This is a genomic window from Terasakiella sp., assembly GCF_048267425.1.
Taxonomy (GTDB): domain Bacteria; phylum Pseudomonadota; class Alphaproteobacteria; order Rhodospirillales; family Terasakiellaceae; genus Terasakiella.
Genome location: NZ_JBLWXN010000009.1, coordinates 34,302 through 60,991, shown reverse-complemented (window position 1 = coordinate 60,991; position 26,690 = coordinate 34,302). Strand labels below are relative to the sequence as shown.

The following is a 26,690-nucleotide window of genomic DNA, read 5'->3' as shown; positions in this document are numbered from 1 at the left end:
TATTCTATGCGGGAATAAAAAGCTCCTAAATCAAAAAAAAGGGCGACCACGAAAGCCGCCCTGTCGAGTTTGGGTAAATCCAATTTATTTTTCTAGAACGTAAGTTCCCGGGGCGCGTACCAAGGGCGCATGTTGGTTGCTGCCCAGTTTATAAGGGGCCGCTTTTTCTTCACCCGATCGCGTCCCCAGCCAACCGGCCCAATGATCCCACCAAGACCCTTGTGCCTTGCTCGCCCCTGCCAGCCACTCCTCTGAGGTATTAGCACCTTTCGCATTGTGCATGTAACTTGCCTTCGGATTTCCCGGCGGGTTGATAATGGCTTGAACGTGACCACTGGAATGCAGAACAAATTCAGAGTCACCACCAAAGAATTTGGCAGAATTAAAACATCCTTTCCAGACGCTGATATGATCTGTCTGACCACCCACCATATAGATATCACAATCAACTTGTTTCAGATCAATCGGTTCGCCTTTTACCGTCAATCCACCCGGAACTTTCAACAAGTCCAGCGAGAAAACATCCAAGAGGTCTTCGTGTAGTTTTGCCGTGACGCGGGTGGAATCGTTATTCCAGAAAAGAATGTCAAATGCCGGTGGTTTTTTACCCATCAGGTAGTTATTAACCCAATAGTTCCAGACCAGATCATTGGGGCGCATCCATGTGAAAACACGGCCCATTTCTTCACCGTCCAACACCCCTTTATAACGCGATTTCATCTTCGCCATTGCAATGGCTTCGTTCGAAGCAAACAAGCCAAGAGACTGTTTCTCATTGCTGTCCAAAACCGCAACAACCATCGTTGCCGACTTGACATATTTTTTCTTTTTCGCCGCTAAGTAACCCAACAGAGCCGCCATCGGAATAGCCCCGGTACAAGCTGCATACAGGTTGATTTCATCCATCAAGGTAATGGAACGGATGGCCTCAATCCCTTCTTCCAATGCGGTGACATATTCGTCCAGCCCCCAATGACGATGTTCGCGTGTCGGATTACGCCAGCTGACCATAAAGACCTGAAAACCATTGTTGACCAGATATTCCACCGCGCTTTTCCCCGGCGCGAGATCCAATAGATAATATTTATTAACGACAGGCGGGATAAACATTATCGGGCGTTCATGCACCAAGGGGGTGGTCGGGGCGTACTGGATCAATTCCAAAACATCGTTGCGATAAATCACATCACCGGGTGTGGCCGCAATATTTTCACCGACTTGAAAGGCTGACTTGTCCACCTGAGCCGGCAACCCATTATTTTCAGACATATCCTTGGCAAAATTTTGAAACCCTTCTATCAGGCTTTTACCACCGGTTTCGCGTAACTTTTCCAGTGCTGCCGGGTTGCTCAACAGATTATTCGTCGGGGATAATGCATCCGTCACCAACGAGGACAAATAACGTGCACGCTGGGCATCCTTGTCTTCCAGTTCAACATGATCGATCATATTGTTGACCGCACGTGACCATGCCAGATAGCCATGCATCGCCATCTTATGCATCGGGCTACGGTCCCACGCATCATCGCGGAAACGGCGATCTCCTTTTTCCACTTCCAGTGCCTCAGGGTTGGCGACTGCTGCGCTCAACTCTTTTGCCAGCTTGTTGGTTTCCTCCAGAACGACACTGGGTTTACAGATAACCTGCCCGCTCACTTTGGAAAACAGTTTCACCATATCTTGCGGCGAAACGCCCCCGACGAAAGGAGAGTTCAGTTTGACCTTTTCATCTTGTGCTTTTTTGTCTGCCAATCCCTTTGTCTGGTTCGAAGCCGGAGAATTGACATTGCGCACCATCTCAACCCATTGGTTCGCCACGGCGTTGGGCAAACTATAAAGCTGTTGCATGCCATTCATGTAGTTTGACAAGGCGGTGTTGCCATCAAACGAGGAGGCCAAAGGCTTAGCAGCTGCATTCTTAGGCGTATTTTTAGTCGGTTTGTAGTTCCACATGTTTATTACCCTTACTGGAGTTCATTTTTATTCTTATTATTCTGAATAATGCCGATTTCTCAGCGACTTAATTAAAGCTTTCCAGAAACCGAACACCATAACTACAGATAGGGTTTTGTTTTATTTTTAAAATTTAGAATTGATATATCTGCTTCTTATACGATGTATGCCTGTAAAGCAGGGCGCGAGCTATCACAAATGTGATCACCTATCAATTAAGTATAAATACCACTATACGAATGTAGATAATATGTACCTATAGAAGTATTTTCTAACAACTCTAGGTTTATATTTTCATAAATTTCAATCACTTATCACAGTCGTGATACAGTACGAAAAAGCATGTTTTGAAACCTAAGACATGTCATCTCGATACAAATAAATTGAATTTTTTATGATTTTTTAGTGGCCAACCGACTTGGAAAAGCCGTTTATCAGGATTACACCCGATACAATTAAACCGATTCCCAGTATGGCGGGCAGGTCTGGAATTTCTTTATAAAAGACGATTCCAGATAAGGTCACCAAGACAACGCCGATCCCCGACCATATGGCATATGTGATCCCTATCGGCAGGACACGCAAAGTCAGCGTCATAAAATAGAACGCACAGCCATAACCCACCACAACAATCACACTCGGCCAAAACCGACTGAATTCTTGCGACGCTTTCAACGCGCTGGTTCCAATAACTTCGGCTAGAATAGCAATTGCCAGATAAACATATGTCATAAAGAGACCTCAACGGGTGGATTAATGCGTGTGCAGTTTTTACAAACGTTTTTCACCAATGCCCTCAGCCACTTGCGCGCTGGGTCATTATGAAAACGTTCATGCCAAATTTGTGAGATTGTGAAATTCGGTCCCTGTAATTCATCCGGTAAATCCTGTACGGCCAAATCATGCCCCTTAACGCGATATGCCAACCGGGCCGGGATCGTTGTAATCAAATTCGTCGTGGCAATAACAGAATGTATCGCCATAAAATGCGACAGTCGAAGTGCAATCTTTCGGGACAACCCCACTTGCACCAAACGCCTGTCAATCTCGCCACCCCCGCGCCCGGTAATACTCAATAATGCATGCGAACAGGCGGCAAAATCTTCCAACGATAAGTTCTTTCCCGCCAACCGATGCGTCTTGCGTAATAAACATACGAAATGATCTTCAAACAGCGGTTGGGCATAGGCCTGATCAAAGGCAGGGCCATCATTTAAAACACCAAACCCAAGATCAATTTTCCCCGTCTTCAAATCTTCCATTGCGGTCGCACTCAATTGTTCGACCTCAATTGTTACATGGGGGGCTTGCGTATAAATTTCTTCTAAAAGGGAGGGTAAAATTAAATGCGATACATAATCCACACCCACAAGACGAAAACATTCCCGCGACGTTGCTGGATTAAATTCGTTGGGGCTCATCACCGAACGCACCCGTTCCAACGCATCATATAGTGGGGCACGCAAGCTCTCTGCGCGGGGGGTCAACACCATCCCCCGCCCGGAACGAACCAAAAGCGGGTCCTTCAATGTTGCACGCAGACGATCCAATGCCCGGCTCATTGCCGGTTGACTTAAATTAACCGCCATTGCCGCACGCGTTACACTGGCTTCGTTTAATAAAGCTTCCAGTGCCACCAACAAATTCAAATCGACATTTCTAATATTCGTTTCATGCATGTTTATAATATAAAACATGCATTGGATGGATGCAATTTAATCTCTTACCTTCTCCTTCAGATCAACACATTCAAGGAGTATTTATTATGTATGTCATCGCAGGTGTTACCGGCAACACAGGATCCATTGTCGCACAAACTCTTTTAGATGCGGGGGAGAATGTCCGGGTTATCGTGCGAAATCCTGATAAAGGACAAATCTGGCAAGACAAAGGTGCAGACGTCGCCATTGCCGATCTGTTTGATGAAAAAGCCGTACGCGAGGCATTGATTGGAGCCAAAGGCGCTTATTTCCTCTTGCCCCCTGAATTATCCAGCGAACGTTTTCTCTCTTCACGTCGTGAATTAGCGGACCAGCTTGTCAACATCATCAATGAAAGTCACTTGGAGCATGTCGTCTTCCTGTCTTCCGTCGGGGCACAGCTTGACGAAAAAACAGGGCCGATTCTCACCCTTGCATATTTGGAAAAGCTTCTGGAAAAAAGCCCGGTCAAAACAACGGCTTTACGTCCGGGGTATTTTCTTGATAACTGGGGATCCGTTCTTCCCGCAGCCATCAATGACGGGGTCCTTCCCAGCTTCCTGCAACCATTGGATCAAAAAATCGATATGGTGGCCACTCAAGACATCGGCAAAACCGCTGCACAGCTTCTATTGGAAGGGCCTGCGACAGGCGGACAAACCCACCGCGTCGTCGAACTCAAAGGTCAGTCCCAATATAGCGCACATGATATTGCACAATCTTTATCCAAAGCCCTGAATAAAGACATCACCCCCATTGCCGTTCCCCAGAACACATGGAAAGACACTTTTATGCAGTTTGGTATTTCTAATGAAGTGGCCGGCCTGTTTGCCGATATGTACGAAAACATCAATAATGCGACCATTGTTTATGAAGAGATCAATGTGCGCCACGGCGATACCCCCTTGGATCAATTCATTCAGAATTTAACACAGTAATCCGTACTGCTTTTAACAGCCGCCCGTCACAAAGCCGGGCGGCTTTTTTGACTACTTTTTCACAAAGAGCAATTTTATTGATAAATAGAGTCAGATTCACCTTGACGAGAGCAGTTGTTTTCCGTAAAAGGCGGGTCTCTCTTGAGGGCGGGACTATGTCTGGCCCCACCTTCAGTATTTATGAGATTGAGGAATTTGTATTATGGCACGTCGCTGCTCACTTACTGGTAAAGGCGTTCAAACTGGCAACAACGTTAGCCACGCTAAAAACCGCACTCGTCGTCGTTTCTTGCCGAACTTGCAAGACGTAACTCTGGTTAGCGACGCCCTTGGCGTTTCCGTTGGCCTGCGCGTAAGCGCTTCTGCACTGCGTACGATCGAACACAAAGGCGGTCTGGATGCGTACTTGCTCGACACAGCAGCCGACAAGCTGCCGCGCGAAGCACGCCGTTTGAAAAGCCGTGTTAAAAAAGCTCAAGCTAAAAAAGCTGCTTAATTCAGCCTTTTAGTTACAGTTTACAAAGAAGCCGCCTACTTGAAAAAGAGGCGGCTTCTTTGCGTTTTGATTTTATAGATACACATGCATAAAACTATTGATTGCACAGCAACCTTCCTTTAAGTTTAATTAAACAAGGAAGGCTGCATGTTATTAATTGATTTAATATTGCAAAGCACACTCGCAGGCATGATTGGTAATGTCATCAGCAAATGCTCAGGTGGTCTTTGGGGGTTCACACAGCCCGATAATGCGACAATTGAAGACTTAGTTGCGAAAATTGAACTCCTTCTCAAATCACAAGATATTGAGAAGGAACAATTAAAAGAAACAATCCTTGATATCTTCAAAAACACCAAACATCACGAACATGACTTAATTAAAAGTGAACTTCAAACAGGTGTTACTGAGCACTCAGAAAATGTTCTTTTATCTGTCATGGAAAATGAAAGAAAAAAAGCGCAAGGTCATCACAAAAAAGCCTCACAAGCCGCTTACCACATTGCGATATTGAGCCAGTTTCACGATATTGAAAAAGCAATTGAACATTTGCGTCTCTCAATAAACTTGTACCCTCAAAATTTCAAAGCAATAAATGAATTAGGCCGTCTGTTACGGCGTATGGGGAAAATTGAAGAAGCTGAAAATCATTTCAGCAAAATTCTCACATCCAGTCCATCGTCCCTAGATCATGCAAAAGCGCTAGGAAATTTAGGTTTAATTGAAAAGTCCCGTGGCAAACTTGAAAAAGCAAAGCGTTACCATCAAAAAGCTTTAGATCTGTTTACAGAACAAAAAAACCAACATGGCATAGCAAAACAAATGAGCAATCTTGGTCTCATTGCAAGACGTCAAAATGACTTCAAAAAAGCTCTCTCACTTCACAAAGAATCCTTAGAAATCAACGAAAAACTGGACATAAAACTTGGTATTGCCCGCCAAAATGGAAATATTGGACTTTTAGAACGCAAACAAAACAACCTTGACACAGCAGAATTTCATACAAAAATTGCACTGGAAATACATGAAGACTTGGGACGCAAAGACGGCATAGCCCGACAAAGAGATAATTTAGGTCTGATTGAAATTCGTCGTCATAATTACGATCGGGCAGAAGCCCATCTGAAATGTGCACTTGCTATCAATGAATCCATTAACCGCATTGAAGGCATGATCAATCAACATGTTCACCTAGGTTTTTTAAAACAAAAACAAAATGACTATAAAATGTCACATAAATATTTTCAAAATGCGTTGGCCTTAGCAACTGAGATAGATGCAAAACCGAGAATAGACCAGATATTAAACGCACTTCAGTCTCTGCCCAGCGATCAGAAACCAATAGAAAATCAAAGAGGGAAAACTTTGACTACAACAACTTTAGCACCATAAGCAAAGTACGTTGCAAGGGACTGAAGTTGTCGTCACTGATCAGGGTTAGAATCGTCTCTCCCATTTCATTTTTTTCCGCAATAATACCTTCAAAATTATCAAGTGGCGTAGGGCTGCGCAATGTTGCCAGCACCTTCTCACGTTGACCTATTTCTACGTTCAACACCGATAAACGGATCGCAACGCCTTGCAAGGGGCGATAAAAACGTTCCAGAAGCACCATGCGCCCATCACCGGGCAGACGGGTCAATCCGGTCGGACGAAAGCCATCGCTAAGCGGAAGTTTATACGCCTGCCATTTCGTTGTCCCATCTTGCACCCAAAGGAACGTCGACGGCGCGTCTTTTGGGCCTTCTGCAACGATAACCAAACGCCCATCGGAAGAAACTTCAATCGCCTCCAATCCATCATTAAAAGGCAGATCATAAACTTCTTTTGGAAGCGGGAGTTCTTTCCCCATCACATATCCAGCCAGATTATAAGGCACAATGCGATCGTCACGTTCAAACGAAACATAGATAAGACCATCGCCTGCATCAGCCAGACTTTCAGAATCGACACGATGATCACCGTCCAGTTCATCGTCGTTTTTTTCCAACAAGGGCATGATGTCAACCAGACTCATATCGGGGTTGAATTGAAACAAATGGGCGCGATCACTTACTGCCAGTAGTCGACGATCCTTTTTCAACAAAGCCGACAAACCGCCAAACGCACGGCTATCGGCTTCCAGTTGTGTCACTGACAACAATTTAAGATGTTCATTTTGAAAAGGCGCAAAGGGAACCTCTTTTTTCCAGACCTTGACGGGCTCTGCCACAGCAGGGATTGCCCAAACCAACATGAAAAAAAGAATATATCGCATTTTTATCCCCTGAGATGCATATGATCCAGTTTCGCGTCAAACATATCCGCCAGATTTTGCAAAATGGTACCGCCGAGATCTTCCGGATTACTGAGTGTCACCGCATTTCGGTAATAGCGCGTCACATCATGGCCAATCCCGATGGCGGTCAATTGCACAGGTGTGCGTGTTTCCATCCATTCGATGACTTCGCGCAAATGTGCTTCCAGATAGCTGCCCGGATTGGATGAAAGTGTTGAATCGTCAACCGGTGCCCCATCTGAAATAACCATCAGAATTTTACGTTCTTCCGGGCGCATCATCAGGCGTTTATAAGCCCATAACAAAGACTCGCCGTCGATATTTTCTTTTAGCAGCCCTTCTTTTAACATCAGGCCCATATTGTTCTTGGCCCGGCGCCACGGTACACTTGCCGGTTTATAAACCACATGGCGCAAATCGTTCAGGCGACCCGGATTGGGGATTTTACCTTCCGACATCCATTTTTCGCGCGACTTGCCGCCTTTCCATGCCCGTGTGGTAAAGCCGAGAACCTCAACCTTGACCCCGCACCGTTCCAGCGTGCGCGCCAGAATATCGGCACTAATGGCCGCCACCGTAATCGGACGTCCCCGCATGGAACCGGAATTATCAATTAATAAAGACACCACCGTATCGCGGAACTCGGTTTCTTTTTCCCATTTATAAGACAAGGAATGTGTCGGGTTTGCGACAATCCGTGCCAAACGGGCAGCATCCAACAAACCTTCTTCCAGATCAAAATCCCAAGACCGTTGCTGTTGCGCCATCAGGCGGCGTTGCAGACGGTTGGCAATCCGGGCAACGACACCTTGCAGGTTTGCCAATTGCATATCAAGTTGGCGACGCAAACGTTCCAACTCTTCTTCATCTGCCATATCTTCGGCTTCGATCTCTTCATCGAATTCGGTCGTGTAGGCTTTATAATCAATTGCCAAGGCCTGTGACGGGTCCAGCCAGTTGGGACGACGAGTCGGTCCGGCGGGGCTTTCTTCACCTTGGCCCGGTTCGCTGTCGTCTTCTTCGCCGTCCTGATCTTCTTCAGCGTCCATACCGCCTATATCGTCACTGGCTGACGGCATATCCATATCATCTGCTGTATCACCACTGGACCCAACACTTTGCAATTCCTGATCAGAGGCACTGTCTTCGCCTTCAACCTCATTGCTATCGCCGGTATTTTCTTCTTCTTCCTGATCACCACCGGGTGGTTCCATCAGTTCCAGTTCTTCCAGAAAACGATAAACAGCTTCACCATAAGATTTTTGGTCATCCGCATTGGCAACCAGTTCATCCAACACATGTTCGCCATGTTCTTCCAGAAACGGGCGCCACATATCAGCGGCCTTCTGGGCCACCGGTGGTAAATCAACACCCGTCAAACGTTCGCGCACCAACAAGGCAAGACCTTGTGCTATCGGAACATCTTCGCGATTTAAGGCATTGCCCCAGCCGTTTTCCATGCAGCGCGTATCCAAAAGGGTGCGTAGGTTTTGTGCAACCCCTTTCATGCGCCGCGAGCCCAACGCCTCCACACGGGTTTGTTCAACCAGTTCAAAGACTTCGCGCGCATTTGCATCACTTGGCATCTTCGCACGGTGCAAAGCCGCATCGTGAAAACGCAGGCGCAAGCTGGCGGCATCCGCCGTCCCGCGCAAACGTTCCAGATCACTTTCAGATATGGCCCCACGCGACGGCATCGGCAAACGGACTGCCATTTTGGAAACACTTGCAGCGCCCGGCGAATAATTGACCATCAATTCCGCTTCGCCGGAAAATGATCTTACAGTCGCCGTCGTTACCCGTTTCAAAAGGTCGCGTATTTCTTCCTGCATTAGCTTAAGGCCACACGCGCTGCGCTTAATGGCAGATCCACGTTAAAACAACGTTGATAAAATTCAGCCACGACGGGACGTTCCATCTCGTCACATTTATTCAAGAAAGTGACACGGAACGCATAGGCCAGATCATTACTGAAAATGGCGGCATTTTCCGCCCATGTAATCACGGTACGCGGTGACATAACGGTTGAGATATCACCGTTAATAAAGCCTTGGCGCGTCAAGTCCGCCAATTCCACCATCGCACTGACATTTTTACGTCCTTCGGCATTATCAAGGGCCGGAATTTTTGCCAACACGATATCCACTTCGGCATCATGGGCGAGATAATTCAACGTCTGCACAATTGACCAACGGTCCATTTGCCCTTGGTTAATCTGTTGTGTGCCGTGATACAGGCCCGTGGTATCGCCCAAGCCAATCGTATTCGCCGTTGCGAACATACGGAAATGACTGTGCGGACGGATCACGCGGTTTTGGTCCAACAAGGTCAATTTACCTTCAACTTCCAAAATACGCTGAATGACAAACATCACGTCCGGACGACCGGCATCATATTCATCAAAAACCAAGGCGCAGGGGTGCTGTAACGCCCAAGGAAGAATACCTTCACGGAATTCCGTCACCTGCTTACCGTCTTTCAAGACAATGGCATCCTTACCCACCAGATCAATCCGGCTGATATGGCTATCTAGGTTGATACGCACACACGGCCAGTTCAAACGGGCGGCAACCTGTTCGATATGAGATGATTTACCCGTACCATGATACCCTTGCACCATCACACGACGGTTATGGGCAAAACCGGCTAAAATCGCCAGTGTGGTTTCTTTGTCAAAACGGTAGCTTTGATCCACATCCGGCACATATTCATTGCCTTGTGAAAAAGCGGGCACATCCATATCCACATCAATACCAAAAGTATCGCGAACATTGACGGTCGTATCGGGTGCATTCAGAGGGAAGGCTTGCTTGCCTGCAACTTCGGTCATAATTTCTTTTCTTTGTTAATCGAGGATAACGTTTTTAAGCAATGTATAGGCTTGGCTGATAATTTTGAATCGTTCTTCTGCCTCTTTATCGCCGCCATTGGCATCGGGGTGGTATTTTTTCACAAGGACTTTATAACGCGTTTTCAGTTCCTGCAAGGTCGCATCCGATTTTAAATCCATCAAGGCAAAGGCTTGACGTTCTTCCAGGTTGAACTGTGCATAATCATCTTCAGGCTCGCGTTTAAAACTGCCATCTTCATTGAAAAAACCGAAATCGTCCTTGAATCCACCGCCGCCACCGGGGCCTTTGCGAAACGTGCCAAAATTCCAACTGGGGCGATCCCATGTATAATCCTTGCGCATATCACGTTCGATATCGGCGGAAGTCATCCCCTCGTAATAATTCCAGCGCCGATTATATTCGCGCACATGCTCGAGACAAAATAAATGGTAAGATCGCAGATCATCACGGGATTTTGGCGCCTTGAACTCGCCAAAGCCATTGCAGTCAGGCCATGCACATCTTGGAGCATCAGGCGCAATTTCAGTTTCCGGTTCTTCCCAGAAACGGCTGTTGAAGCGAAGATCATTTTTAAACGACACGTAATCAAACCCGTTATCGACATTGTTTCCATCCCGATATGGGACACAGGGCCGTTTATAACAAGTCGGGGCGTTTTGAAAAAGGGGCAAAAAAATATCCGGTGCAAACACATGTCACCGGATATTTAATTTTGAGCCTTTTAGCGTCGGTCTTCAGCCAATGCACGGGCCAGACTGGAAAGTGCTTCCTGATGTTTTTCGTTGCGAATCAGGGAAAAATGACGTGACAATTCCAGCCCCATGCGTTCGCGCGGGTTGGCTTCACGTTGAATTTCACCACCGACACCATCGAAAAAGAATTCAACCGGCGTATTCAACATACGGGCAATCTCAAACAAACGACCGGCGGAAACACGGTTCACACCCTGTTCATATTTATGCGCCTGCTGATAGGTCACACCGATCCCTTTCGCCAATTCCTGCTGGGTCAAGCCCAACATGATACGACGTTCTCTAATCTTCTCACCGACGAACCGATCTACATCATCCGCTCTTTTTTTGTTTACTATATCCGACATCGGCTTATAGCTCCCATTCTCAAAAACTTTATAATTCAGAACACCCGAATTTTCAAAAGACCCTCAAGTCTAATACTTTTTGTTATACTTCCTTAGTATAGTATTGCAAAAAAGTTATCAAGCCTTACATTCCGTAATCCATAAGTTGAACTATCCCGTACGGGTTAAACACACAAAATCAACCATTTAGTTATAAAAAAGGAATTCTCATGTCCGTTGCAAAAGTGATGAAAGAAAAGCTGGAACGCGAATTTTCACCATGTATTCTGAAGCTTGAAGACGAATCTTACCGCCATGCAGGCCATGCAGGGGCAAACCCAGAAGGTGAAAGTCACTTCCAACTCCTGATCGTGTCAGACAAATTTGATGGGGTTTCACGCGTGCAACGTCAACGTATGGTTTATGACGTATTAGCTGTAGAAATGAAAGAGCGAGTTCATGCTCTGGTTTTAAAGACACTTACCCAAAAGGAGTATGACGCACGCTAGACTTACCACAAATGTAGGTTGGATTGACAATCGTCTTTTAACATTTTATGGTGCATACCGCCTCTCATACTTTAGCATGAAGAAGGTCACAATAATAAAAACCGTTGAGAAAAAAATGCTACCATCACTCATTAGCCGAAACGTTGTTGTGGCAGGACAGCGCACCAGCTTCAGATTGGAACCGGAAATGTGGTCCGCTCTTGATCTGATTTGCCAGCAAGAACAAACCGATGTCCATTCGCTTTGCACATGGATCAGTACTTATAAACCCCGTTCCAACCGCACCTCCGCCATTCGGGCATTTATCGTGTCCTATTTACGGGCCCAAATTGACGGCGTGCAAATAAATACAACTCAGGACAATAAAAATCCTATCCAGGATCAGGATGATATGAGCGAGGGCCTGCGCCATCTTTTCCGCGCGGCAGGCTAAGCTATAAAACAAAAACGACCTGCATGGGGGGCAGGCCGCAATGTCTATCTCATATGACTTTGGTGCAGAGCATTAAGCTCTGCCTTTTTTTTATGCCTCATCCCCGACATAATGTTCCGGCCATCGCTCCTTCACCAACGCTCCCGCGCTGTCCATTGCATGACAGCCATCAATCATCGCCGGACGATCCTTTAGACGTTCCTCCGCAGATTGAGCCTCCCGGCGACGTTTCAGGGCCGGATAAAGTGTTTGATAAGTTGCTGTTGCCAGTGGTGCCAACATTTCAACCAAATGTGTACACCCCTTTACGCCCCCCAGCTTTGCCCGCACATTTTTATTCCATCCCGGACCGATCTGCATGCCTTTGAGCACATCAAAGGCCGGCGTAATTGTATCACAGACATTAAACGGACTATGATCAATACAAGCCGCCACATCCTGAATAACCATCTCTTCGTTCACGGTAATGCGCAATTGCATATTATGGATAGGTTCGCCCGCCTCAATAACGCCACGGTCCTGATTGGGAAAAGAATAGGTTTTCGTATCGACCAAATGACCTTCAATATCAAACAAACCATCTTCGCGTTCATATCCTGTAAACGTCACTTGACGGGTATGTTGATGTGTCCGTGTTGCCGGTGTCGGTAAAGGCATAAAACATTTCCTTTTACTGGGACAAAAAGAGATAGCTGTACGGTTTTGCCATACAGCTATTTCGATATTACAGAGTTTGAATAGGCCCATATAGGGTTGAGGTCAAGCCCCCACGCCATAGCTTTCACCACCGTGAACGTATGTTTCACAGGCTTGCAGGTCCTCTGCCAAGCTTTCCTGAACCGCTTGATAGAGATCGCGTTGAGACACCATACCTATGGGGTTTCCGGCTGCATCTACAATCGGCAAGTGACGATATCCTTTCTCCACCATCATTTCCAATGCCTTTGAACTCAGGCAATCACCCGTAATTGTATCCGGGTTTTGTGTCATCACATCACCAACGGTGATCACATCCGGGTCTTGATTTGCACCAATCACTTTGCGCATCAAATCGCGCTCAGTCACGATTCCAACAAGCCCACCGGCCCCAACCACAATGGCAGCACCAATATTTTCAGCCGTCATCAAGACAGCGGCCTCACGAACCGTTTTATCGGCTGTTACGGTTGTGCATCGGATTTCCTTAATGACGCCTGGTACGATCTTTCTTTGCATATATGTTCCTCCCTATGAACAATGATCTCCCTGAAAAACAGGACGATTTATACGTGGGGAGCGAAAAATGCAGTTTCAAATCTTATTTTGCAAATATCCGTTTAAAAAAGTCATAGATCCAAAGAACATCAATCGCTTTCCGGCGGAAAAACACGGATGGATGTAATCTGGTTTCTTTTGCGGGCCCGGACTTCAAAACGAAAACCGAAAAAGTGAAAAATCTGCCCCACTTCGGGAATGCGCCGTGCTTCATGCAACAGCAACCCCGCAATGGTCGAGGCTTCTTCATCGGGTAAACGCCATTCAAATTCCCGGTTCAAATCACGGATTGTCACAACACCATCGACAATATACGTGCCGTCCGCCTGCGGTTGCACCCCTTCCACGGTGTCATCATGTTCATCTTCGATATCCCCGACAATTTCTTCAAGAATATCTTCCAATGTGACGATACCCATCACGCTGCCATATTCATCCACGACCACGGCGAAATGTTCGCGACGGGCGCGAAAGGCTTCCAATTGCCCCAAAAGCGTTGTTGCCTCAGGAATAAACCAGGTTTTTGCTGCCAGTTCTTCAATTTTAAGCTCCGTCAATTCCCCACGCTGCGCCCGAATAGCGCGCAACAAGGCTTTGGCGTGTAAAATGCCAATGATATTGTCCGGTTCCCCCCGATAGACAGGAATGCGGGTAAAGGGGCTGTCCAAAACCTGTTCGACCATTTCTTCTGCCGGCAAGTCCGCATCAATCATTACCACCGCTTTGCGGTGTGTCATAATTTCCCCAACCTCGACTTCGTTAAGATCAAGAATACTATGCAACATCGTGCGTTCCTGACTGATGGCTTCGTCATTTTGCGCATCATGCAGATTAATCGCACCGCGCAATTCTTCAGCAGACTGCCCGCCATCTTCGGATTGCCCTGCGCCAAACAGGCGCAGCGTGCCTGCAACAATAAACTGGGTGGTCATGGTGATCGGTGCAAGCAGGTAAACAAGCACCTTCATAATCGGGGCAATCGCCAGTGCCATGCGATTTGCATTTTGGATCGCAAATGTTTTCGGCATAATTTCCGCAAAAATCAGAACAACCACGGTCATCGTCAAGGTTGCCCAAACAACCCCTGTCTCACCGAACATCTCAATCATAACACTGGTTGCCAAGGCCGATGCCAGAATATTGACCAGATTGTTCCCCAGCAAAATTGCACCGATCAAACGTTCTTTGGAATCCAGAAGACGGTTTACAACCCCCGCGCGGCTATCTTCCCCACTTTGTTCCAACTGATGCATCAACGGGCGTGACGCTGCCGTCAACGCCGTTTCCGAACCGGAAAAAAAAGCGGAAAACAGGATCAATAGAAAAATAGCACCTAGAATAATCGTCATTTGCGTCTTCCTTTTTGATAAAGGAACCTTCTTATGATTTTGATCGGGTCAACAAATCGTCGAGATATTCTTGCAAGGCCCCGTCTTCAACATCGCGGCTCAGATAAGCCTGAGCAATCCCGCGTACAAGAACGAACATGACCTTACCATCTTTGACCTTTTTGTCTTTCAACATATGTTTCATTAACAATTCAGCCGTCCAACCTTCACAAGGCAAAGCCTTTAAGTCCACAGGCATGTCCAAAGACAAAAGATGTTCTTTTACCCGCACCACATCTTCTTGCGGACACAGGCCTTGGGCGGCACAATATTCAAAGGCCATGACCATACCAATGGCAACCGCTTCCCCATGCAACAAACCGCCATCGTAACCACATTCTTTTTCCAGCGCATGCCCGAAGGTGTGCCCCAGATTTAACAAGGCACGTACCCCGCCTTCGCGTTCATCCTGTGCAACGACATCTGCTTTGGCTGCACAACTGCGCAAAATGGCTTCACGGCGTACATCCTGATCGCCATCAATCAGTTTTTTACCGTTTTCTTCCAGCCAATTAAAGAAGTCCGCATCGCCCAGCAGACCATATTTCACGACCTCGGCATATCCGGCCAGAAGTTCGCGTTTGGGTAGACTGTTCAGACTTTCCGTATCAATTAACACCAGTCGCGGCTGATGGAACGCACCGATCAGGTTTTTCCCCGCCTTGGCATTAATCCCGGTCTTGCCACCGACCGAACTGTCCACTTGTGACAAAAGCGTCGTCGGCACCTGAATAAAATCAATTCCACGCAAAAGCGTACTGGCGGCAAAGCCTGTAATATCGCCAATCACCCCGCCACCGAGTGCAATCAACGTTGTGCCGCGTTCAATCCCCATTGCGAGAATTTCTTCCAGCAATTGTTCAAAATGCGCCATACTTTTGGTGGCTTCACCTGCTGGCAAAGTAACAGCATCATAGACAATCCCCGAATCTGCCAACGACTGCCCCAATCGATCCAGATAAAGCGGCCCCACGTTGCTGTCGGTCACAATAATCACGCGCTTTGTTTTTAAAAGCGGTAAAAAATAGTCCCCCGCGTTCGATAAAACACCGGGGGCAGCAATAATATCGTAGCTGCGTTCATCAAGGGCGACATGCAATGTCTTTTTATCAATCGTCATGGGTTCGGCTCAATTCATCCAAAGTGGCAATCACACGGGTGACCGTGGACTCTTGTGTTTCATCGCGGGTTTCAACCGTAATATCGGCTTCAGCATAAACCGGATAGCGTTCCTCTACCAGTTTACGCAAAATTTTTGCAGGATTGCCCTGATTCAGCAACGGACGATGTTTACGCCCCGTGGTACGTTTGATCAGCACCTCCAGATCCGCTTTCAGCCAAAGACTCGTTCCGGTTTTGCCAATCAGTTTACGGGTTTCTCTGTTCATAAAAGCCCCGCCCCCTGTGGCCAGAATGCAAGGTTCACCTTCCAATATACGCTTAATGACGCGGCGTTCCCCGTCGCGAAAGGCTGCTTCACCGTAAATTTCAAAAATATCGGCAACACAACAGCCTGCCGCTTCTTCGATTTCACGGTCCGCATCAATAAAAGGAACATCGAAATGTTGCGCAAGATTACGCCCAATGCAGGACTTCCCAGCGCCCATCAACCCCACAAGAACAAGGGATCGACCTTTGGGCAGCTTGAGTTTCGTTCGTTGATCTGACACCTTTTTCCGTTTCAAAGTAGAATTAATTTCAAAATTTGAGCCTACTTTAATTAAGATTTTATATTTTCGTAAGTAGAATTCTTCATCGGCACCGTTGAAACTGTTGAAAGAGACGGTTAGACTGCGCGCAAAGATCGTTATTCACGAAAAGAAAAGAAGACGAAAACCTCCCATGAAGGCATTTTCAAAATTTCTCCTCATCCTTATTCTGCTGGTCCTTGGTGGTGCCGGTGTTTTTCTGGCAACGTGGGATATCCCGGCCCCGACTTCCCCGGTCAGCAAGACCCTGCCCGATGACCGTTTCCCACGTTAAATGAACATGCGCTTCTTTCTCAAAGCTTCCGTATGCGTTTCCATTCTCGTGGGTTCCCTGACCAATGGATATGCACAAGACAATAGCCCGCGTACCTTGTCCCCGCGCAACATCATACAGGAAGAACAAGAGGTCCCCAACGTTACCCCCGTTCCGGTAAAAACCATATCCGGCGGGATCAATGTGCGATCACTGGACAGCGTTGATAAAGAAGCCCTTGGCGTGCTCAGCGGATCACAAGCCTTTCCGGCGGATATGTGGTCACAAAGTGAGCGCACCTTCGTCGAAGCCTTAATCACTGATTTACCGGCACAACCCTCCGCCCCTTATTTGCGCATTCTGCAACGTCGCCTGCTCTTAAGTGCGGCTCAACCGCCACAAGGGTCCCAAACAGATATTTCCCTGCTTGGTTTGCGGGCTAAAAAATTAGCCGATATGGGGCAGATCAAGGATGTGATTTCCTTAATCCGCAGCGCGCCACAGAACGAACGCCAAGACGCGCTTCAAATTCAATTGGCTCAAGCGCACCTGCTGGATGACAATGTATCTGAGGCTTGCGCATTGGCGGCAACAGGTTCCCAAGAAAGCAGCGATCCTTTCTGGATCAAGACACTCGCCTTTTGTCGTCTACTCGCCAAACAAAATGACCGAGCAATGCTGTCTCTGAATTTATTGCGCGACGGCGGGGATAACGATCCGGTTTTTTATCGGTTGATGGAAGGCTTAAATGCCGGCGAACGCCCCACCCTTGAAAGCCTGCCGGCACCAAAGCCGTTACAAATCGCCTTGATCAAGTCCAGTCAGGCTATTTTGTCCGCTGACATTCGCAACAGTGACGATCCTTTGGTTTTAAGCATGCTGACCAAAGCAGGTGACATCGAGGCCACACAAAAAGCCGTTGAACTGAACATTGCCAGTGCAGACTTCTTGAAAGAAGCCTTTTTGCATGTGAAATTTAGTGCAGACGAATTGGCCAACCCACTGGACAGCGCCGAAAAGCTCGACACCTTGAAAGCGCAGGCCTTGCTGTATCAGGTCAGTTCGCAAGACGGCCAACTTCCTGTTGTTCAAAGCGAAACCATCGCCTTGGCCTTTGAACTTGCCAACAAAGATGGTAACTTCTTCAGCATTGCCCGTCTTTACAGTCCGATGATTGCACAGTTGCCACGTGGCATCGACATGTTGTGGTTTGCCCCGCAAGCCATGCGCGCCCTGTTGGGGGCAGGGGATTGGGAAAGTGCAAAATCCTGGTATCTCATGCTTCGTAACGCCGCCTTCAGCGATAGCGAGGCCGCAAAACACTGGATTGCCATCCGCCCATTGGCGGTTTTAGCCGGGTTTGACGTCGCGCCAGAAGCCGTTCATCAAACCTTGACCGACTGGTGGACTGCACAAGACAAGATCCCGCAAAGCTATCAACAGGCCACCCTTTTATTTTCGATCATCGATGGTATGGGGCTCAACATTCCCGATACCTTGTGGCTAGATATGATACAAGGCCCAAAACTGGCAAATGGACAGTCGCCTAAAACAAGCCTTTGGGTTAAAATGAATGAAGCGGCAAACCAAAACCGTCTCGGTGAAACCGTTCTTATGGCCCTACTTGCCTTTAACGGGACCAAAGCCGGCGAAATGGACAGCACCTTCTTGCATGACGCCTTGGCAGCATTGCGCATGGTTGGTCTGGAACGAGATGCCCGCGCTGTTGCTGTGGAAACTCTTTTACAAACAGGGTTTTAGATACTGAATAAGGTCTGCTTATGAAACCGTCGCGTCACATCACTTCGTTTTTACAAATGATGTCCGTTGAACGCGGCGCTGCACCAAATACATTGGACAGTTATCGACGTGACCTTGAAGGATTGGAAAGTTTTCTTAAAAGCTTGGCACAACGTTTAGAAACAGCCTCGACAGAAGATTTACGACGCTATATCAAGAAGATTCACGATAGTGGATATGCACCACGTACCGCTGCACGCCGACTTTCCGCCCTCAAACAGTTTTTCAAATTTCTATACGGGGAACGTATTCGCCCGGATGACCCGGCTGCCAATCTGGACAGCCCCAAACAAGGTCGCCCCTTACCCAAGTTTTTAAGCGAAGAAGAAGTCAATCAACTGCTGGAACAATCACGTTTAAAACAGCAGCCCAAGGATATCCGCCTTACCGCCATGCTGGAAATTTTATACGCCTGTGGCTTGCGAGTCTCCGAACTGGTCAGCCTGCCCTTGGCTGCCTTTACACGTCAGTCCGGCATGCTGATCGTCACAGGTAAAGGCAACAAAGAACGCATGGTCCCGATTGCCCAAAAGGCCATCGATGCCACACAATTATACCTGAACGTTCGACATGAATTTTTGCGAGATGCACAAGAAAGCCCTTGGTTGTTCCCCGCCCCCAGTGCCAAAGAAGGCCATATGACGCGCGCAACCTTCGACAAAGAATTGCGCCAGTTGGCCATCTGTGCAGGTATCACAAAAAAAGTATCGGCCCACGTGCTGCGTCATTCCTTCGCCAGTCACATGCTGGACCATGACGTTGATCTGCGGTCCCTGCAACAAATGCTGGGACATGCCGATATCTCCACCACAACAATTTACACCCATATGATCGGCGAACGTGAAAAGCAACTGGTGTTAAATAAACACCCGCTTGCCGCCCTTTTTAATCCCGAAGATAAGTAAAAAGGCATATAGTTGCAAACGCAACCTCTTTTTTCTTTCTCTTGCCAGAAAAAACTTGTGCAACGCCATTTCGCAATGCACAATCCCCGCCAGAAACTAAAAAGCGGACAAATCGCTTTTCTTAAAAACATATGGAAACGTTTAAAAATGACAAAACCTGCAAAGAAATTTTTTGAGCCATTGGCTATCGGTGCCCCGCAACCCTATCGTGAAATTCCGGTTAAGCTGGAACGCATGATCCACTTTTTCCCGCCGCATATTGAAAAAATGCGCGCCCGCGTTCCCGACATGATCTCGCAGGTTGATGTTATCCTTGGTAACTTAGAAGATGCCATCCCTGCTGATATGAAAGAAGAAGCCCGCGCTGGCTTCATCGAAGTGGCAAAAAACAATGATTTCGGCACCACTTCTTTATGGACTCGCGTCAACTGCCTGAACTCCCCTTGGTTCCTTGACGACGTTCAACAAATTGTTGCCGAAGCCGGTGACAAACTAGACGTGTTAATGTTGCCCAAGGTCGAAGGCCCTTGGGATATCCATTACGTCGATCAGCTTTTGGCGCAGTTGGAAGCCAAGCATGGTGTAAAAAAACCAATTATGATCCATGCAATTTTGGAAACCGCCCTCGGTGTGGAACAAGTCTCTGAAATCGCGGCCGCCTCGCCGCGCATGCATGGTATGAGCCTCGGCCCAGCTGATTTGGCGGCCTCACGCGGGATGAAAACCACACGCGTTGGCGGTGGCCATCCGTCATACGGTGTTTTGTCTGACGCCACCGAAGACGGTGCTGTTCGCACACATTATCAGCAAGATCTGTGGCATTTCACTGTTGCGAAAATGGTCGATGCTTGTCAATCCAACGGCATCAAAGCCTTCTACGGTCCGTTCGGTGATTTTTCCGATGATGCAGCTTGTGAAGCCCAGTTCCGTAACGCATTCTTGCTCGGTTGTGTTGGCGCATGGTCATTGCATCCCAAGCAAATCGATATCGCGAAGAAAGTCTTTTCCCCGGATGTCGACGAAGCCAAATTTGCCCTGCGTATCATCGAAGCCATGCCCGATGGCACCGGCGCTGTTATGATTGATGGTAAAATGCAAGATGATGCAACATGGAAACAGGCCAAGGTGATTGTTGACCTTGCCAAACAAGTTGCCGAAAAAGACCCTGAACTGGCGAAAGCTTACGGGCTTTAAAACTTAAAGTTACTAACACCTTAGAAAGGCTCAAAAGTACAGCAACTTTTGAGCCTTTTTGATTCCTTTTGGTTGATAACCACAATTTAATTGTGCTATTTGACGCACACAATAATAATTAATCTAAAACAGTATTTTTAGCGGGACATGACAATGGCCAACAGCAGCAACCAAACGTCTGTGATAGACTCTTTGCGTAAAGAATTTAAGCGCATACATGAGTTCCGGGAACTTATCCTTCCTTTTACACATTCTGCCCATATCCGCCGTCATCGTGCGAAAATCATCGCAAGTCGAGTCGGGTTGATGTCGTTGCTGTTTTCTCTCGTCATTCCTTTATGGATCGGGATTGATTATTTTGCCTTTTCCTGGCCGACCTGGGCGATTTTAGCTGTTCTGCGTATTGTCTCTGCAATCGTTTTCTTTGTCTTATATATTTTACACAGTTCTTGTAAGACCCTGCCCAATGCCTATCTCCTTTTGGGTGGTATGATGGCCATTCCGCCAGTCTTTTATCTAATTTCCCAACCTTTCTTAATGAATGTGGAAACCAATGCCTTTGGGGCTGCTGTTGTCAGCGCCTATGCGTTGCTTCCGTTCATTGTGGTCGCTGGTCTCAGCGTCTTTCCCCTGACCGCACTGGAAGTTTTATTTACCGGCAGCGGCATCATGGTTGTTGTTATGCTGGGCGCCGCCCAACAGGCCGCGTTTGAACTACAAGACTTCATCACAACCATCTGGTTGATGGTCCTTGTCATTGGTGTGTCAATTTTTTCCGGCATGAGCCAGTTACACTATATGATATCTCTGATCAATCAGGCCTCAAAAGACTTACTGACGGGGGCGTTTACCCGCCGTTCAGGCGAAGAATACCTCGACCTGCAATTCCGCATTGCCTCTCGTACTGAAGTTCCCTTCAGCATCCTGTTTATGGATGTGGATAATTTCAAATCCGTCAATGACGAGTTCGGCCATGAACAGGGGGATATGGTCCTCAAACAAGTGGCCGAACGCCTGCAACGTTGCTTGCGTCGTTCTGATCAACTCATTCGCTGGGGCGGGGAAGAATTTGTTATCCTGCTGCCCAATACATCTGCCGAATATGTCAAACCCATCTTAGATCGACTGAGTGAAATCACGCTGGGCAAGCGTCCGGATGGTCGCCCGGTTACCATCAGTATCGGTATCAGCGAACTGTCTTTGGACCGTTGCGAAGACTGGATCGAAATGGTTGAAAAAGCGGATCACCGCATGTATGAGGCCAAAAAATCAGGTCGCAACAAAAGCGTTGGCCCCAAACCGGACCTCAATCTCGAAAATATCATCGCGGCCTAAAAGACCGCATCAAACATTAAAATATCTCAAGACTTTACGTTTACGCATTGCTGCCTTGCGGGAATTTAAGTTTGCGCCCTTGCCCATAAGTTGCTATGACAGGGCAACTTTTTGCATTGCACAATAAATGAAGTAAACTCGAGGTCCCCCCTTTATGTTTGATCTTGTCTCAAAGGCATCTGCGAACGCTCGCATTGATGTCCTGTCCGGCTTGACTGTCGCACTCGCCCTTGTTCCTGAGGCTGTCGCCTTCGCCTTCGTGGCTGGTGTTCATCCCCTCGTCGGTCTCTATGCCGCCTTTATGGTCGGTTTAATCACTGCTATTTTCGGGGGACGTCCCGGCATGATCAGTGGGGCCACAGGTGCACTCGCTGTTGTCATGGTAACTTTGGTTGCCGAGCACGGTGTGGAATACCTGTTTGCCACTGTTGTTTTGATGGGTATTTTACAAGTTATTGCAGGTGCCCTGCATTTAGGGAAATTCATTCGCCTTGTGCCCCACCCCGTTATGTTGGGTTTTGTGAACGGTTTGGCAATTGTTATTTTCCTTGCACAACTGGGCCAATTCAAAATTGAAGGTACAGATGGACAGTGGGAATGGATGAGCGGCAATCAGCTTTATTTGATGCTCGGCCTTGTGCTGGCAACAATGGCGATTATTAAGTACTTGCCGAAGATCACAACCTTAATCCCTGCCCCGTTGGCGGCAATTGCCGGTATTTCCCTGATTGTCATTTACGGGGGGCTGGATACACGCACGGTGGGTGATATGGCAAGCATCGCCGGGGGCTTACCTGAGTTTCACATCCCTGTTGTCCCTCTGACATTGGACACCCTTTACATCATCTTCCCTTATGCCATTGTTTTGGCGGCTATCGGCTTGATCGAGTCCCTGCTTACCCTTACCTTGGTGGCAGAATTGACCGAGACACATGGTCGCTCATCCAAAGAATGTCTGGCACAAGGAGCCGCCAATATTGCCACCGGATTTTTCGGCGGTATGGGCGGTTGTGCAATGATCGGGCAATCCATGATTAACGTAAATTCCGGTGGTCGAGGACGACTGGCGGGGATATCTGCTGCATTGTTCCTGCTTTCCTTCATCTTGTTTGCCTCCCCGCTTATTGAACAAATTCCGTTGGCGGCCCTCGTTGGTGTGATGTTCATGGTTGTTGTCGGGACGTTTGAATGGAGCTCATTCAGAATCCTACACAAAATTCCTCGTACCGATGCCTTTGTCCTCATCCTTGTATCCGGCGTTACCGTCATCAGCGATTTGGCGATTGCCGTTGTCGTTGGCGTCATTGTGTCTGCACTGGTCTTTGCATGGAAAGCGGCCAAACGCGTTGAAGCCACCAGCAAAATCTTGCCAAATGGATCCAAGGTTTACCTGTTGCATGGTCCGTTGTTTTTTGGATCCATTGCCAGTTTCAAGGAAATTTTTGATCCTAAAAACGACCCGGATGACGTGGTGATTGATTTCGTAGAATCCCGCGTTTGGGACCATTCCGGCCTGGAAGCAATTGATGCCTTGGCTGAACGTTACTTGCGTGCCGGAAAACAATTACACCTGCGCCATTTAAGCCCAGACTGTAAAATATTGCTGGAAAAAGCAGGCAGTATGGTTGAAGTCAATGTGATCGAAGATCCCCATTATGGGTTGGTTGTTGACTATCCGGCAGAAACGGATGGCGTGATTGCGGATCATATCACACCGACGAAATAGTCAAAAAAGAACTAAAAAGCTTGCATTCTCAAAACCGCTGGCGCAAAAAGGGCGCTGGCGGTTTTGTCCGTTTGAGCACCGAACAAATGAACTGTTTTTGGGGTTTCCATGCATACCTATCTCGATTTCGAAAAGCCGATTGCCGAACTGGAAGGCAAAATCAAGGAATTGCGCCATGTCAGCGCGTCTGGCGAGGAAATCAATATTGCCGATGAAATCGGTCGCCTGCAAAACAAGGTGGAAAAACTCCTGCAAAACACCTACAGCAAGCTGACACCGTGGCAGAAGACGCTGGTGGCCCGCCACCCGGAACGTCCCCACACCGTTAATTACATTGAAAATCTGATCGACGATTTCACCCCATTGGCCGGTGATCGACTGTATGGCGAAGATTGCGCCATTATCGGCGGTCTAGGCCGCTTTGAAGGCCACAGCGTTGTCGTCATGGGCCATGAAAAAGGCCACACCACCGAAACCCGTGTGAAACACAATTTCGGCATGGCTCGCCCAGAAGGCTATCGCAAGGCCCAACGCTTAATGGACATGGCAGAACGTTTTAACCTGCCGATCGTGACATTTGTGGATACAGCGGGTGCCTTCCCCGGTGCTGACGCCGAAGAACGCGGTCAGTCCGAAGCCATTGCCCGTTCCATTGAAAAATGCCTGCAAGTCAAAGTACCCTTTACCTCCATCATCATCGGTGAAGGTGGATCCGGCGGGGCAATCGCCATTGCCTGTGGCAACGATGTTTTCATGTTGGAACATTCCGTTTATTCCGTCATTTCCCCCGAAGGCTGTGCTTCCATTTTATGGCGCTCCAACGATTATACGGAATCGGCCGCAGATGCGCTAAACATCACAGCACAGGATTTACATCGTCTTGGCGTTATCGATGATGTGATCGCAGAACCTTTGGGCGGTGCACATCGCAGCCATGAAACGACTTTTGCCTCCGTACGTAGCGTTCTGGAAAAATCCATTCGTGAACAATTGCAACACGATGGCGGTGTTCTAAAAGCGAAACGTCGCGAGAAATTCCTGGCGATGGGTCGCCTCAGCGCTGCTTAAGACAAGAATATTGAGACAAAGAAAAAGGCTTGAGAGGATATAACCGCTCAAGCCTTTTTTATTGGACGAGGTGCTGCCCCTAAAGATCAGCACCGATGGCCTGCGTAATATTGGTATATCCATCGACCATTAAACGTTCGACCAGCCCCCGGTTAATCTCTCCAACCAATTCCAGCCCATCATAAATCAAAGCGGAATAAAGCTGGACCAAAGATGCGCCCGCCCGAATTTTTTCATAAGCCTGATCGGCGTTCGAAATCCCACCGACCCCAATCAATGGAATACGACCATCCACAATTTTGGCGATTTCTTTTAAAACTTGCGTTGAGGGCTCGAATAAGGGTTGCCCGCTTAGGCCGCCGCCTTCACCTTTATGTTCACTGCGTAAACTCTCCGGGCGTTCGATTGTGGTATTGGAAATGATCATCCCATCAATGCCGGTTTCCATGGCCACGTCGACAATATCGGCCTTGTCTTCATCCGTCAGGTCCGGGGCAACTTTCAACAATAATGGGGCTTTACCCGTCGCAACAACTTCATTTCGCGCGATTAAAACGGCCTTCAATAATTCCGCCAGTTGATCTTTACTTTGCAAGGCGCGCAGACCCGGCGTGTTGGGTGAGGAAACATTAACCACCAGATAGTCAGAAAGCGGCGCCAGCGCACGCGTCCCGACAACATAATCGGAAACCGCATCTTCCTGTGTTTTGTTTTTACCAAGGTTTGCCCCAACAATACCTTTGCGTTGGCGTTTTTTAAGGCGTTCAGCAACCGCATAAAGGCCTTGGTTGTTGAACCCCATACGGTTAATCACAGCCTTGTCTTCCAACAGGCGGAACAAACGGGGTTGCGGGTTGCCGGGCTGGGCACGTGGCGTGACCGAACCAATTTCCGTAAAACCGAATCCTTGCTTCAAAATCGCATCCGGTACTTCGGCATTTTTATCAAACCCTGCCGCAAGTCCGATCGGGTTATAAAAATCCAGCCCCCAAATGGTTTGATTGAGGATCGGGTCCGTCACAGGCGATGTTTTCGGCATCAAACCGCTTTTTAATGCTTTAATGGCAATACCGTGCAATGCCTCCGGTGACAATTTGTACAGCATCGGTGCGGCAAGTTTGTAAAGACCCATTTTCGTCTCCCCCTCGGTGAGCATGAATTTACCTGCGGGAACTTATCTAAATCCGCACAGAAGAGCAATGCTTATCACTTCCCCCAACCTTGCGCCATTTTCTCAGCTTGTTCCCGGTCAAACTTGCTCATGCGTCGATCCAGCTCGACCAAAGCAACATAAGGATCAAACCTTTCATTTTCCTCGCGAACCTTTTGCGCATCACGATTGGCAAGCAAAAACCATTTATAGGCCTCAATAAAATCCGCTTTGCGTTCCCAACCATCACGATAGGAAACCCCCATAAAAAATTGTGCGCGCACATCCCCTTTTGCGGATGACAAACGAAACCATTTCATTGCTTCGGCCAGATTATTTTCCACACCCAAGCCATTCATATACAGTTGAGCAAGCTTATATTGCGCCCCGGCGTGCTGGCCTTTGGTTGCTGCAACACGGTACCACTTCTGTGCATTTAAATAATCGGTGCGGTCTTTTTCATAATATATGCCCAGTTGATATTGAGCTTCAGGATCCCCTTGCATGGCCTGTTTGCGCCAGGTTTGCACCTGTGCGCCACGATCAACGACAACCTGAGTAATTTTGGCTTCTTTTTCCCAGTTTTTTCCGATCGTGTACCCCACAGCCGTGATGATCGTCAGAAGCAGTGCAAAAAGATATAAATTCCGTTTCATCCGTCTTGTGCGCCT

The 26,690-nt window shown here is 47.8% G+C and carries 27 protein-coding genes; 12 read left to right on the top strand and 15 right to left on the bottom strand.

The features are described from left to right. Nucleotides 1-84: 84 nt before the first annotated feature. The 3 genes from ACN0VA_RS13880 to ACN0VA_RS13870 form a co-directional block, all read right to left on the bottom strand. Nucleotides 85-1,953, bottom strand: a complete 1,869-nt coding sequence (locus ACN0VA_RS13880) for an alpha/beta fold hydrolase (protein ID WP_417821736.1) — start codon at nucleotides 1,951-1,953, stop codon at nucleotides 85-87. A 402-nt stretch (nucleotides 1,954-2,355) separates the two neighbouring features. After that, the gene (locus ACN0VA_RS13875) at nucleotides 2,356-2,685 is read right to left on the bottom strand and encodes a DMT family transporter (protein ID WP_188661897.1); all 330 of its coding nucleotides are present in this window, start codon (nucleotides 2,683-2,685) and stop codon (nucleotides 2,356-2,358) included. Then, entirely contained in the window at nucleotides 2,682-3,632 is a 951-nt protein-coding gene (locus ACN0VA_RS13870; RefSeq protein WP_417821735.1) for a LysR family transcriptional regulator, read from the bottom strand. Before ACN0VA_RS13870 ends, ACN0VA_RS13875 begins: the two co-directional genes overlap by 4 nt. An 86-nt stretch (nucleotides 3,633-3,718) precedes the next feature. Here ACN0VA_RS13870 and ACN0VA_RS13865 point away from each other — a divergent pair, with 86 nt between their 5' ends. The 3 genes from ACN0VA_RS13865 to ACN0VA_RS13855 all read left to right on the top strand — a co-directional run bounded on the left by ACN0VA_RS13865 (nucleotide 3,719) and on the right by ACN0VA_RS13855 (nucleotide 6,479). Continuing rightward, nucleotides 3,719-4,591, top strand: coding sequence for an NmrA family NAD(P)-binding protein (locus ACN0VA_RS13865; protein WP_417821734.1), 873 nt, complete (start codon nucleotides 3,719-3,721; stop codon nucleotides 4,589-4,591). Nucleotides 4,592-4,793: 202 nt separating this feature from the next. Further along, nucleotides 4,794-5,087: a 50S ribosomal protein L28 gene (gene rpmB / locus ACN0VA_RS13860; RefSeq protein ID WP_069189936.1), complete on the top strand. Its 294-nt coding sequence runs from the start codon at nucleotides 4,794-4,796 to the stop codon at nucleotides 5,085-5,087. A 147-nt stretch (nucleotides 5,088-5,234) separates the two neighbouring features. Beyond that, entirely contained in the window at nucleotides 5,235-6,479 is a 1,245-nt protein-coding gene (locus ACN0VA_RS13855; RefSeq protein WP_417821733.1) for a tetratricopeptide repeat protein, read from the top strand. On the opposite strand, the gene ACN0VA_RS13850 is transcribed toward ACN0VA_RS13855, so the two are convergent. From ACN0VA_RS13850 to ACN0VA_RS13830, 5 genes are all read right to left on the bottom strand, one after another. Then, nucleotides 6,457-7,344 (bottom strand): esterase-like activity of phytase family protein, encoded by an 888-nt coding sequence (locus ACN0VA_RS13850; protein ID WP_417821732.1) that lies wholly within the window; start codon nucleotides 7,342-7,344, stop codon nucleotides 6,457-6,459. The genes ACN0VA_RS13855 and ACN0VA_RS13850 overlap by 23 nt on opposite strands. A 2-nt stretch (nucleotides 7,345-7,346) precedes the next feature. After that, nucleotides 7,347-9,197: a cobaltochelatase CobT-related protein gene (locus ACN0VA_RS13845; protein ID WP_417821731.1), complete on the bottom strand. Its 1,851-nt coding sequence runs from the start codon at nucleotides 9,195-9,197 to the stop codon at nucleotides 7,347-7,349. Then, nucleotides 9,197-10,195 (bottom strand): cobaltochelatase subunit CobS, encoded by a 999-nt coding sequence (gene cobS, locus ACN0VA_RS13840; RefSeq protein ID WP_417821730.1) that lies wholly within the window; start codon nucleotides 10,193-10,195, stop codon nucleotides 9,197-9,199. Before cobS ends, ACN0VA_RS13845 begins: the two co-directional genes overlap by 1 nt. A gap of 15 nt (nucleotides 10,196-10,210) precedes the next feature. Continuing rightward, nucleotides 10,211-10,798, bottom strand: a complete 588-nt coding sequence (locus ACN0VA_RS13835) for a J domain-containing protein (RefSeq protein WP_417821729.1) — start codon at nucleotides 10,796-10,798, stop codon at nucleotides 10,211-10,213. Nucleotides 10,799-10,938: 140 nt separating this feature from the next. Then, nucleotides 10,939-11,316, bottom strand: coding sequence for a helix-turn-helix domain-containing protein (locus tag ACN0VA_RS13830; RefSeq protein ID WP_188661887.1), 378 nt, complete (start codon nucleotides 11,314-11,316; stop codon nucleotides 10,939-10,941). 209 nt (nucleotides 11,317-11,525) lie between these two features. Here ACN0VA_RS13830 and ACN0VA_RS13825 point away from each other — a divergent pair, with 209 nt between their 5' ends. Next, complete coding sequence (locus ACN0VA_RS13825; RefSeq protein ID WP_417821728.1) at nucleotides 11,526-11,804, top strand: BolA family protein; 279 nt, start codon at nucleotides 11,526-11,528, stop codon at nucleotides 11,802-11,804. 115 nt (nucleotides 11,805-11,919) lie between these two features. After that, complete coding sequence (locus ACN0VA_RS13820; RefSeq protein WP_417821727.1) at nucleotides 11,920-12,237, top strand: ribbon-helix-helix domain-containing protein; 318 nt, start codon at nucleotides 11,920-11,922, stop codon at nucleotides 12,235-12,237. 90 nt (nucleotides 12,238-12,327) lie between these two features. Here the strand turns inward: ACN0VA_RS13820 and ACN0VA_RS13815 are convergent, their stop codons facing one another. The 5 genes from ACN0VA_RS13815 to ACN0VA_RS13795 form a co-directional block, all read right to left on the bottom strand. Then, entirely contained in the window at nucleotides 12,328-12,894 is a 567-nt protein-coding gene (locus tag ACN0VA_RS13815; RefSeq protein WP_417821726.1) for a DUF2889 domain-containing protein, read from the bottom strand. 102 nt (nucleotides 12,895-12,996) lie between these two features. Then, nucleotides 12,997-13,452, bottom strand: coding sequence for a cyclic nucleotide-binding/CBS domain-containing protein (locus ACN0VA_RS13810; RefSeq protein WP_188661879.1), 456 nt, complete (start codon nucleotides 13,450-13,452; stop codon nucleotides 12,997-12,999). Nucleotides 13,453-13,580: 128 nt separating this feature from the next. Further along, entirely contained in the window at nucleotides 13,581-14,840 is a 1,260-nt protein-coding gene (locus ACN0VA_RS13805) for an HlyC/CorC family transporter (RefSeq protein ID WP_417821725.1), read from the bottom strand. Between the two features lie 31 nt (nucleotides 14,841-14,871). Next, nucleotides 14,872-15,999: a 3-dehydroquinate synthase gene (aroB, locus tag ACN0VA_RS13800; RefSeq protein WP_417821724.1), complete on the bottom strand. Its 1,128-nt coding sequence runs from the start codon at nucleotides 15,997-15,999 to the stop codon at nucleotides 14,872-14,874. Beyond that, the gene (locus ACN0VA_RS13795) at nucleotides 15,989-16,549 is read right to left on the bottom strand and encodes a shikimate kinase (RefSeq protein WP_417821723.1); all 561 of its coding nucleotides are present in this window, start codon (nucleotides 16,547-16,549) and stop codon (nucleotides 15,989-15,991) included. Before ACN0VA_RS13795 ends, aroB begins: the two co-directional genes overlap by 11 nt. A gap of 172 nt (nucleotides 16,550-16,721) precedes the next feature. Here ACN0VA_RS13795 and ACN0VA_RS13790 point away from each other — a divergent pair, with 172 nt between their 5' ends. The 7 genes from ACN0VA_RS13790 to ACN0VA_RS13760 all read left to right on the top strand — a co-directional run bounded on the left by ACN0VA_RS13790 (nucleotide 16,722) and on the right by ACN0VA_RS13760 (nucleotide 24,869). Continuing rightward, nucleotides 16,722-16,862: a hypothetical protein gene (locus ACN0VA_RS13790; protein WP_188661866.1), complete on the top strand. Its 141-nt coding sequence runs from the start codon at nucleotides 16,722-16,724 to the stop codon at nucleotides 16,860-16,862. Nucleotides 16,863-16,868: 6 nt separating this feature from the next. Further along, a complete protein-coding gene (locus ACN0VA_RS13785; protein ID WP_417821722.1) occupies nucleotides 16,869-18,602 on the top strand; it encodes a hypothetical protein in 1,734 nt (577 codons plus the stop codon). Nucleotides 18,603-18,622: 20 nt separating this feature from the next. Next, entirely contained in the window at nucleotides 18,623-19,546 is a 924-nt protein-coding gene (locus tag ACN0VA_RS13780) for a site-specific tyrosine recombinase XerD (RefSeq protein ID WP_417821721.1), read from the top strand. A gap of 147 nt (nucleotides 19,547-19,693) precedes the next feature. Beyond that, complete coding sequence (locus ACN0VA_RS13775) at nucleotides 19,694-20,740, top strand: HpcH/HpaI aldolase/citrate lyase family protein (RefSeq protein WP_417821720.1); 1,047 nt, start codon at nucleotides 19,694-19,696, stop codon at nucleotides 20,738-20,740. Nucleotides 20,741-20,893: 153 nt separating this feature from the next. Continuing rightward, nucleotides 20,894-22,075 (top strand): diguanylate cyclase, encoded by a 1,182-nt coding sequence (locus ACN0VA_RS13770; protein WP_417821719.1) that lies wholly within the window; start codon nucleotides 20,894-20,896, stop codon nucleotides 22,073-22,075. A gap of 154 nt (nucleotides 22,076-22,229) precedes the next feature. Beyond that, the gene (locus ACN0VA_RS13765) at nucleotides 22,230-23,801 is read left to right on the top strand and encodes a SulP family inorganic anion transporter (RefSeq protein WP_417821718.1); all 1,572 of its coding nucleotides are present in this window, start codon (nucleotides 22,230-22,232) and stop codon (nucleotides 23,799-23,801) included. Nucleotides 23,802-23,909: 108 nt separating this feature from the next. Continuing rightward, nucleotides 23,910-24,869 carry an acetyl-CoA carboxylase carboxyltransferase subunit alpha gene (locus ACN0VA_RS13760; protein ID WP_417821717.1) on the top strand — a complete coding sequence of 320 codons (960 nt, stop codon included), beginning with the start codon at nucleotides 23,910-23,912 and terminating at the stop codon, nucleotides 24,867-24,869. A 79-nt stretch (nucleotides 24,870-24,948) separates the two neighbouring features. Here the strand turns inward: ACN0VA_RS13760 and ACN0VA_RS13755 are convergent, their stop codons facing one another. Both ACN0VA_RS13755 and ACN0VA_RS13750 read right to left on the bottom strand, forming a co-directional pair. Next, complete coding sequence (locus ACN0VA_RS13755) at nucleotides 24,949-26,001, bottom strand: quinone-dependent dihydroorotate dehydrogenase (RefSeq protein WP_417821716.1); 1,053 nt, start codon at nucleotides 25,999-26,001, stop codon at nucleotides 24,949-24,951. 74 nt (nucleotides 26,002-26,075) lie between these two features. Then, entirely contained in the window at nucleotides 26,076-26,675 is a 600-nt protein-coding gene (locus ACN0VA_RS13750; RefSeq protein WP_417821715.1) for a tetratricopeptide repeat protein, read from the bottom strand. Between the last annotated feature and the right edge of the window lie 15 nt (nucleotides 26,676-26,690).

Coding starts and splice junctions, on each gene's coding strand:
- ACN0VA_RS13880 (WP_417821736.1), bottom strand. CDS start 1,953: ATGTGGAACTACAAACCGACTAAAAATACGCCTAAGAATGCAGCTGCT.
- ACN0VA_RS13875 (WP_188661897.1), bottom strand. CDS start 2,685: ATGACATATGTTTATCTGGCAATTGCTATTCTAGCCGAAGTTATTGGA.
- ACN0VA_RS13870 (WP_417821735.1), bottom strand. CDS start 3,632: ATGCATGAAACGAATATTAGAAATGTCGATTTGAATTTGTTGGTGGCA.
- ACN0VA_RS13865 (WP_417821734.1), top strand. CDS start 3,719: ATGTATGTCATCGCAGGTGTTACCGGCAACACAGGATCCATTGTCGCA.
- rpmB (WP_069189936.1), top strand. CDS start 4,794: ATGGCACGTCGCTGCTCACTTACTGGTAAAGGCGTTCAAACTGGCAAC.
- ACN0VA_RS13855 (WP_417821733.1), top strand. CDS start 5,235: ATGTTATTAATTGATTTAATATTGCAAAGCACACTCGCAGGCATGATT.
- ACN0VA_RS13850 (WP_417821732.1), bottom strand. CDS start 7,344: ATGCGATATATTCTTTTTTTCATGTTGGTTTGGGCAATCCCTGCTGTG.
- ACN0VA_RS13845 (WP_417821731.1), bottom strand. CDS start 9,197: ATGCAGGAAGAAATACGCGACCTTTTGAAACGGGTAACGACGGCGACT.
- cobS (WP_417821730.1), bottom strand. CDS start 10,195: ATGACCGAAGTTGCAGGCAAGCAAGCCTTCCCTCTGAATGCACCCGAT.
- ACN0VA_RS13830 (WP_188661887.1), bottom strand. CDS start 11,316: ATGTCGGATATAGTAAACAAAAAAAGAGCGGATGATGTAGATCGGTTC.
- ACN0VA_RS13825 (WP_417821728.1), top strand. CDS start 11,526: ATGTCCGTTGCAAAAGTGATGAAAGAAAAGCTGGAACGCGAATTTTCA.
- ACN0VA_RS13820 (WP_417821727.1), top strand. CDS start 11,920: ATGCTACCATCACTCATTAGCCGAAACGTTGTTGTGGCAGGACAGCGC.
- ACN0VA_RS13815 (WP_417821726.1), bottom strand. CDS start 12,894: ATGCCTTTACCGACACCGGCAACACGGACACATCAACATACCCGTCAA.
- ACN0VA_RS13810 (WP_188661879.1), bottom strand. CDS start 13,452: ATGCAAAGAAAGATCGTACCAGGCGTCATTAAGGAAATCCGATGCACA.
- ACN0VA_RS13805 (WP_417821725.1), bottom strand. CDS start 14,840: ATGACGATTATTCTAGGTGCTATTTTTCTATTGATCCTGTTTTCCGCT.
- aroB (WP_417821724.1), bottom strand. CDS start 15,999: ATGACGATTGATAAAAAGACATTGCATGTCGCCCTTGATGAACGCAGC.
- ACN0VA_RS13790 (WP_188661866.1), top strand. CDS start 16,722: ATGAAGGCATTTTCAAAATTTCTCCTCATCCTTATTCTGCTGGTCCTT.
- ACN0VA_RS13785 (WP_417821722.1), top strand. CDS start 16,869: ATGCGCTTCTTTCTCAAAGCTTCCGTATGCGTTTCCATTCTCGTGGGT.
- ACN0VA_RS13780 (WP_417821721.1), top strand. CDS start 18,623: ATGAAACCGTCGCGTCACATCACTTCGTTTTTACAAATGATGTCCGTT.
- ACN0VA_RS13775 (WP_417821720.1), top strand. CDS start 19,694: ATGACAAAACCTGCAAAGAAATTTTTTGAGCCATTGGCTATCGGTGCC.
- ACN0VA_RS13770 (WP_417821719.1), top strand. CDS start 20,894: ATGGCCAACAGCAGCAACCAAACGTCTGTGATAGACTCTTTGCGTAAA.
- ACN0VA_RS13765 (WP_417821718.1), top strand. CDS start 22,230: ATGTTTGATCTTGTCTCAAAGGCATCTGCGAACGCTCGCATTGATGTC.
- ACN0VA_RS13760 (WP_417821717.1), top strand. CDS start 23,910: ATGCATACCTATCTCGATTTCGAAAAGCCGATTGCCGAACTGGAAGGC.
- ACN0VA_RS13755 (WP_417821716.1), bottom strand. CDS start 26,001: ATGGGTCTTTACAAACTTGCCGCACCGATGCTGTACAAATTGTCACCG.
- ACN0VA_RS13750 (WP_417821715.1), bottom strand. CDS start 26,675: ATGAAACGGAATTTATATCTTTTTGCACTGCTTCTGACGATCATCACG.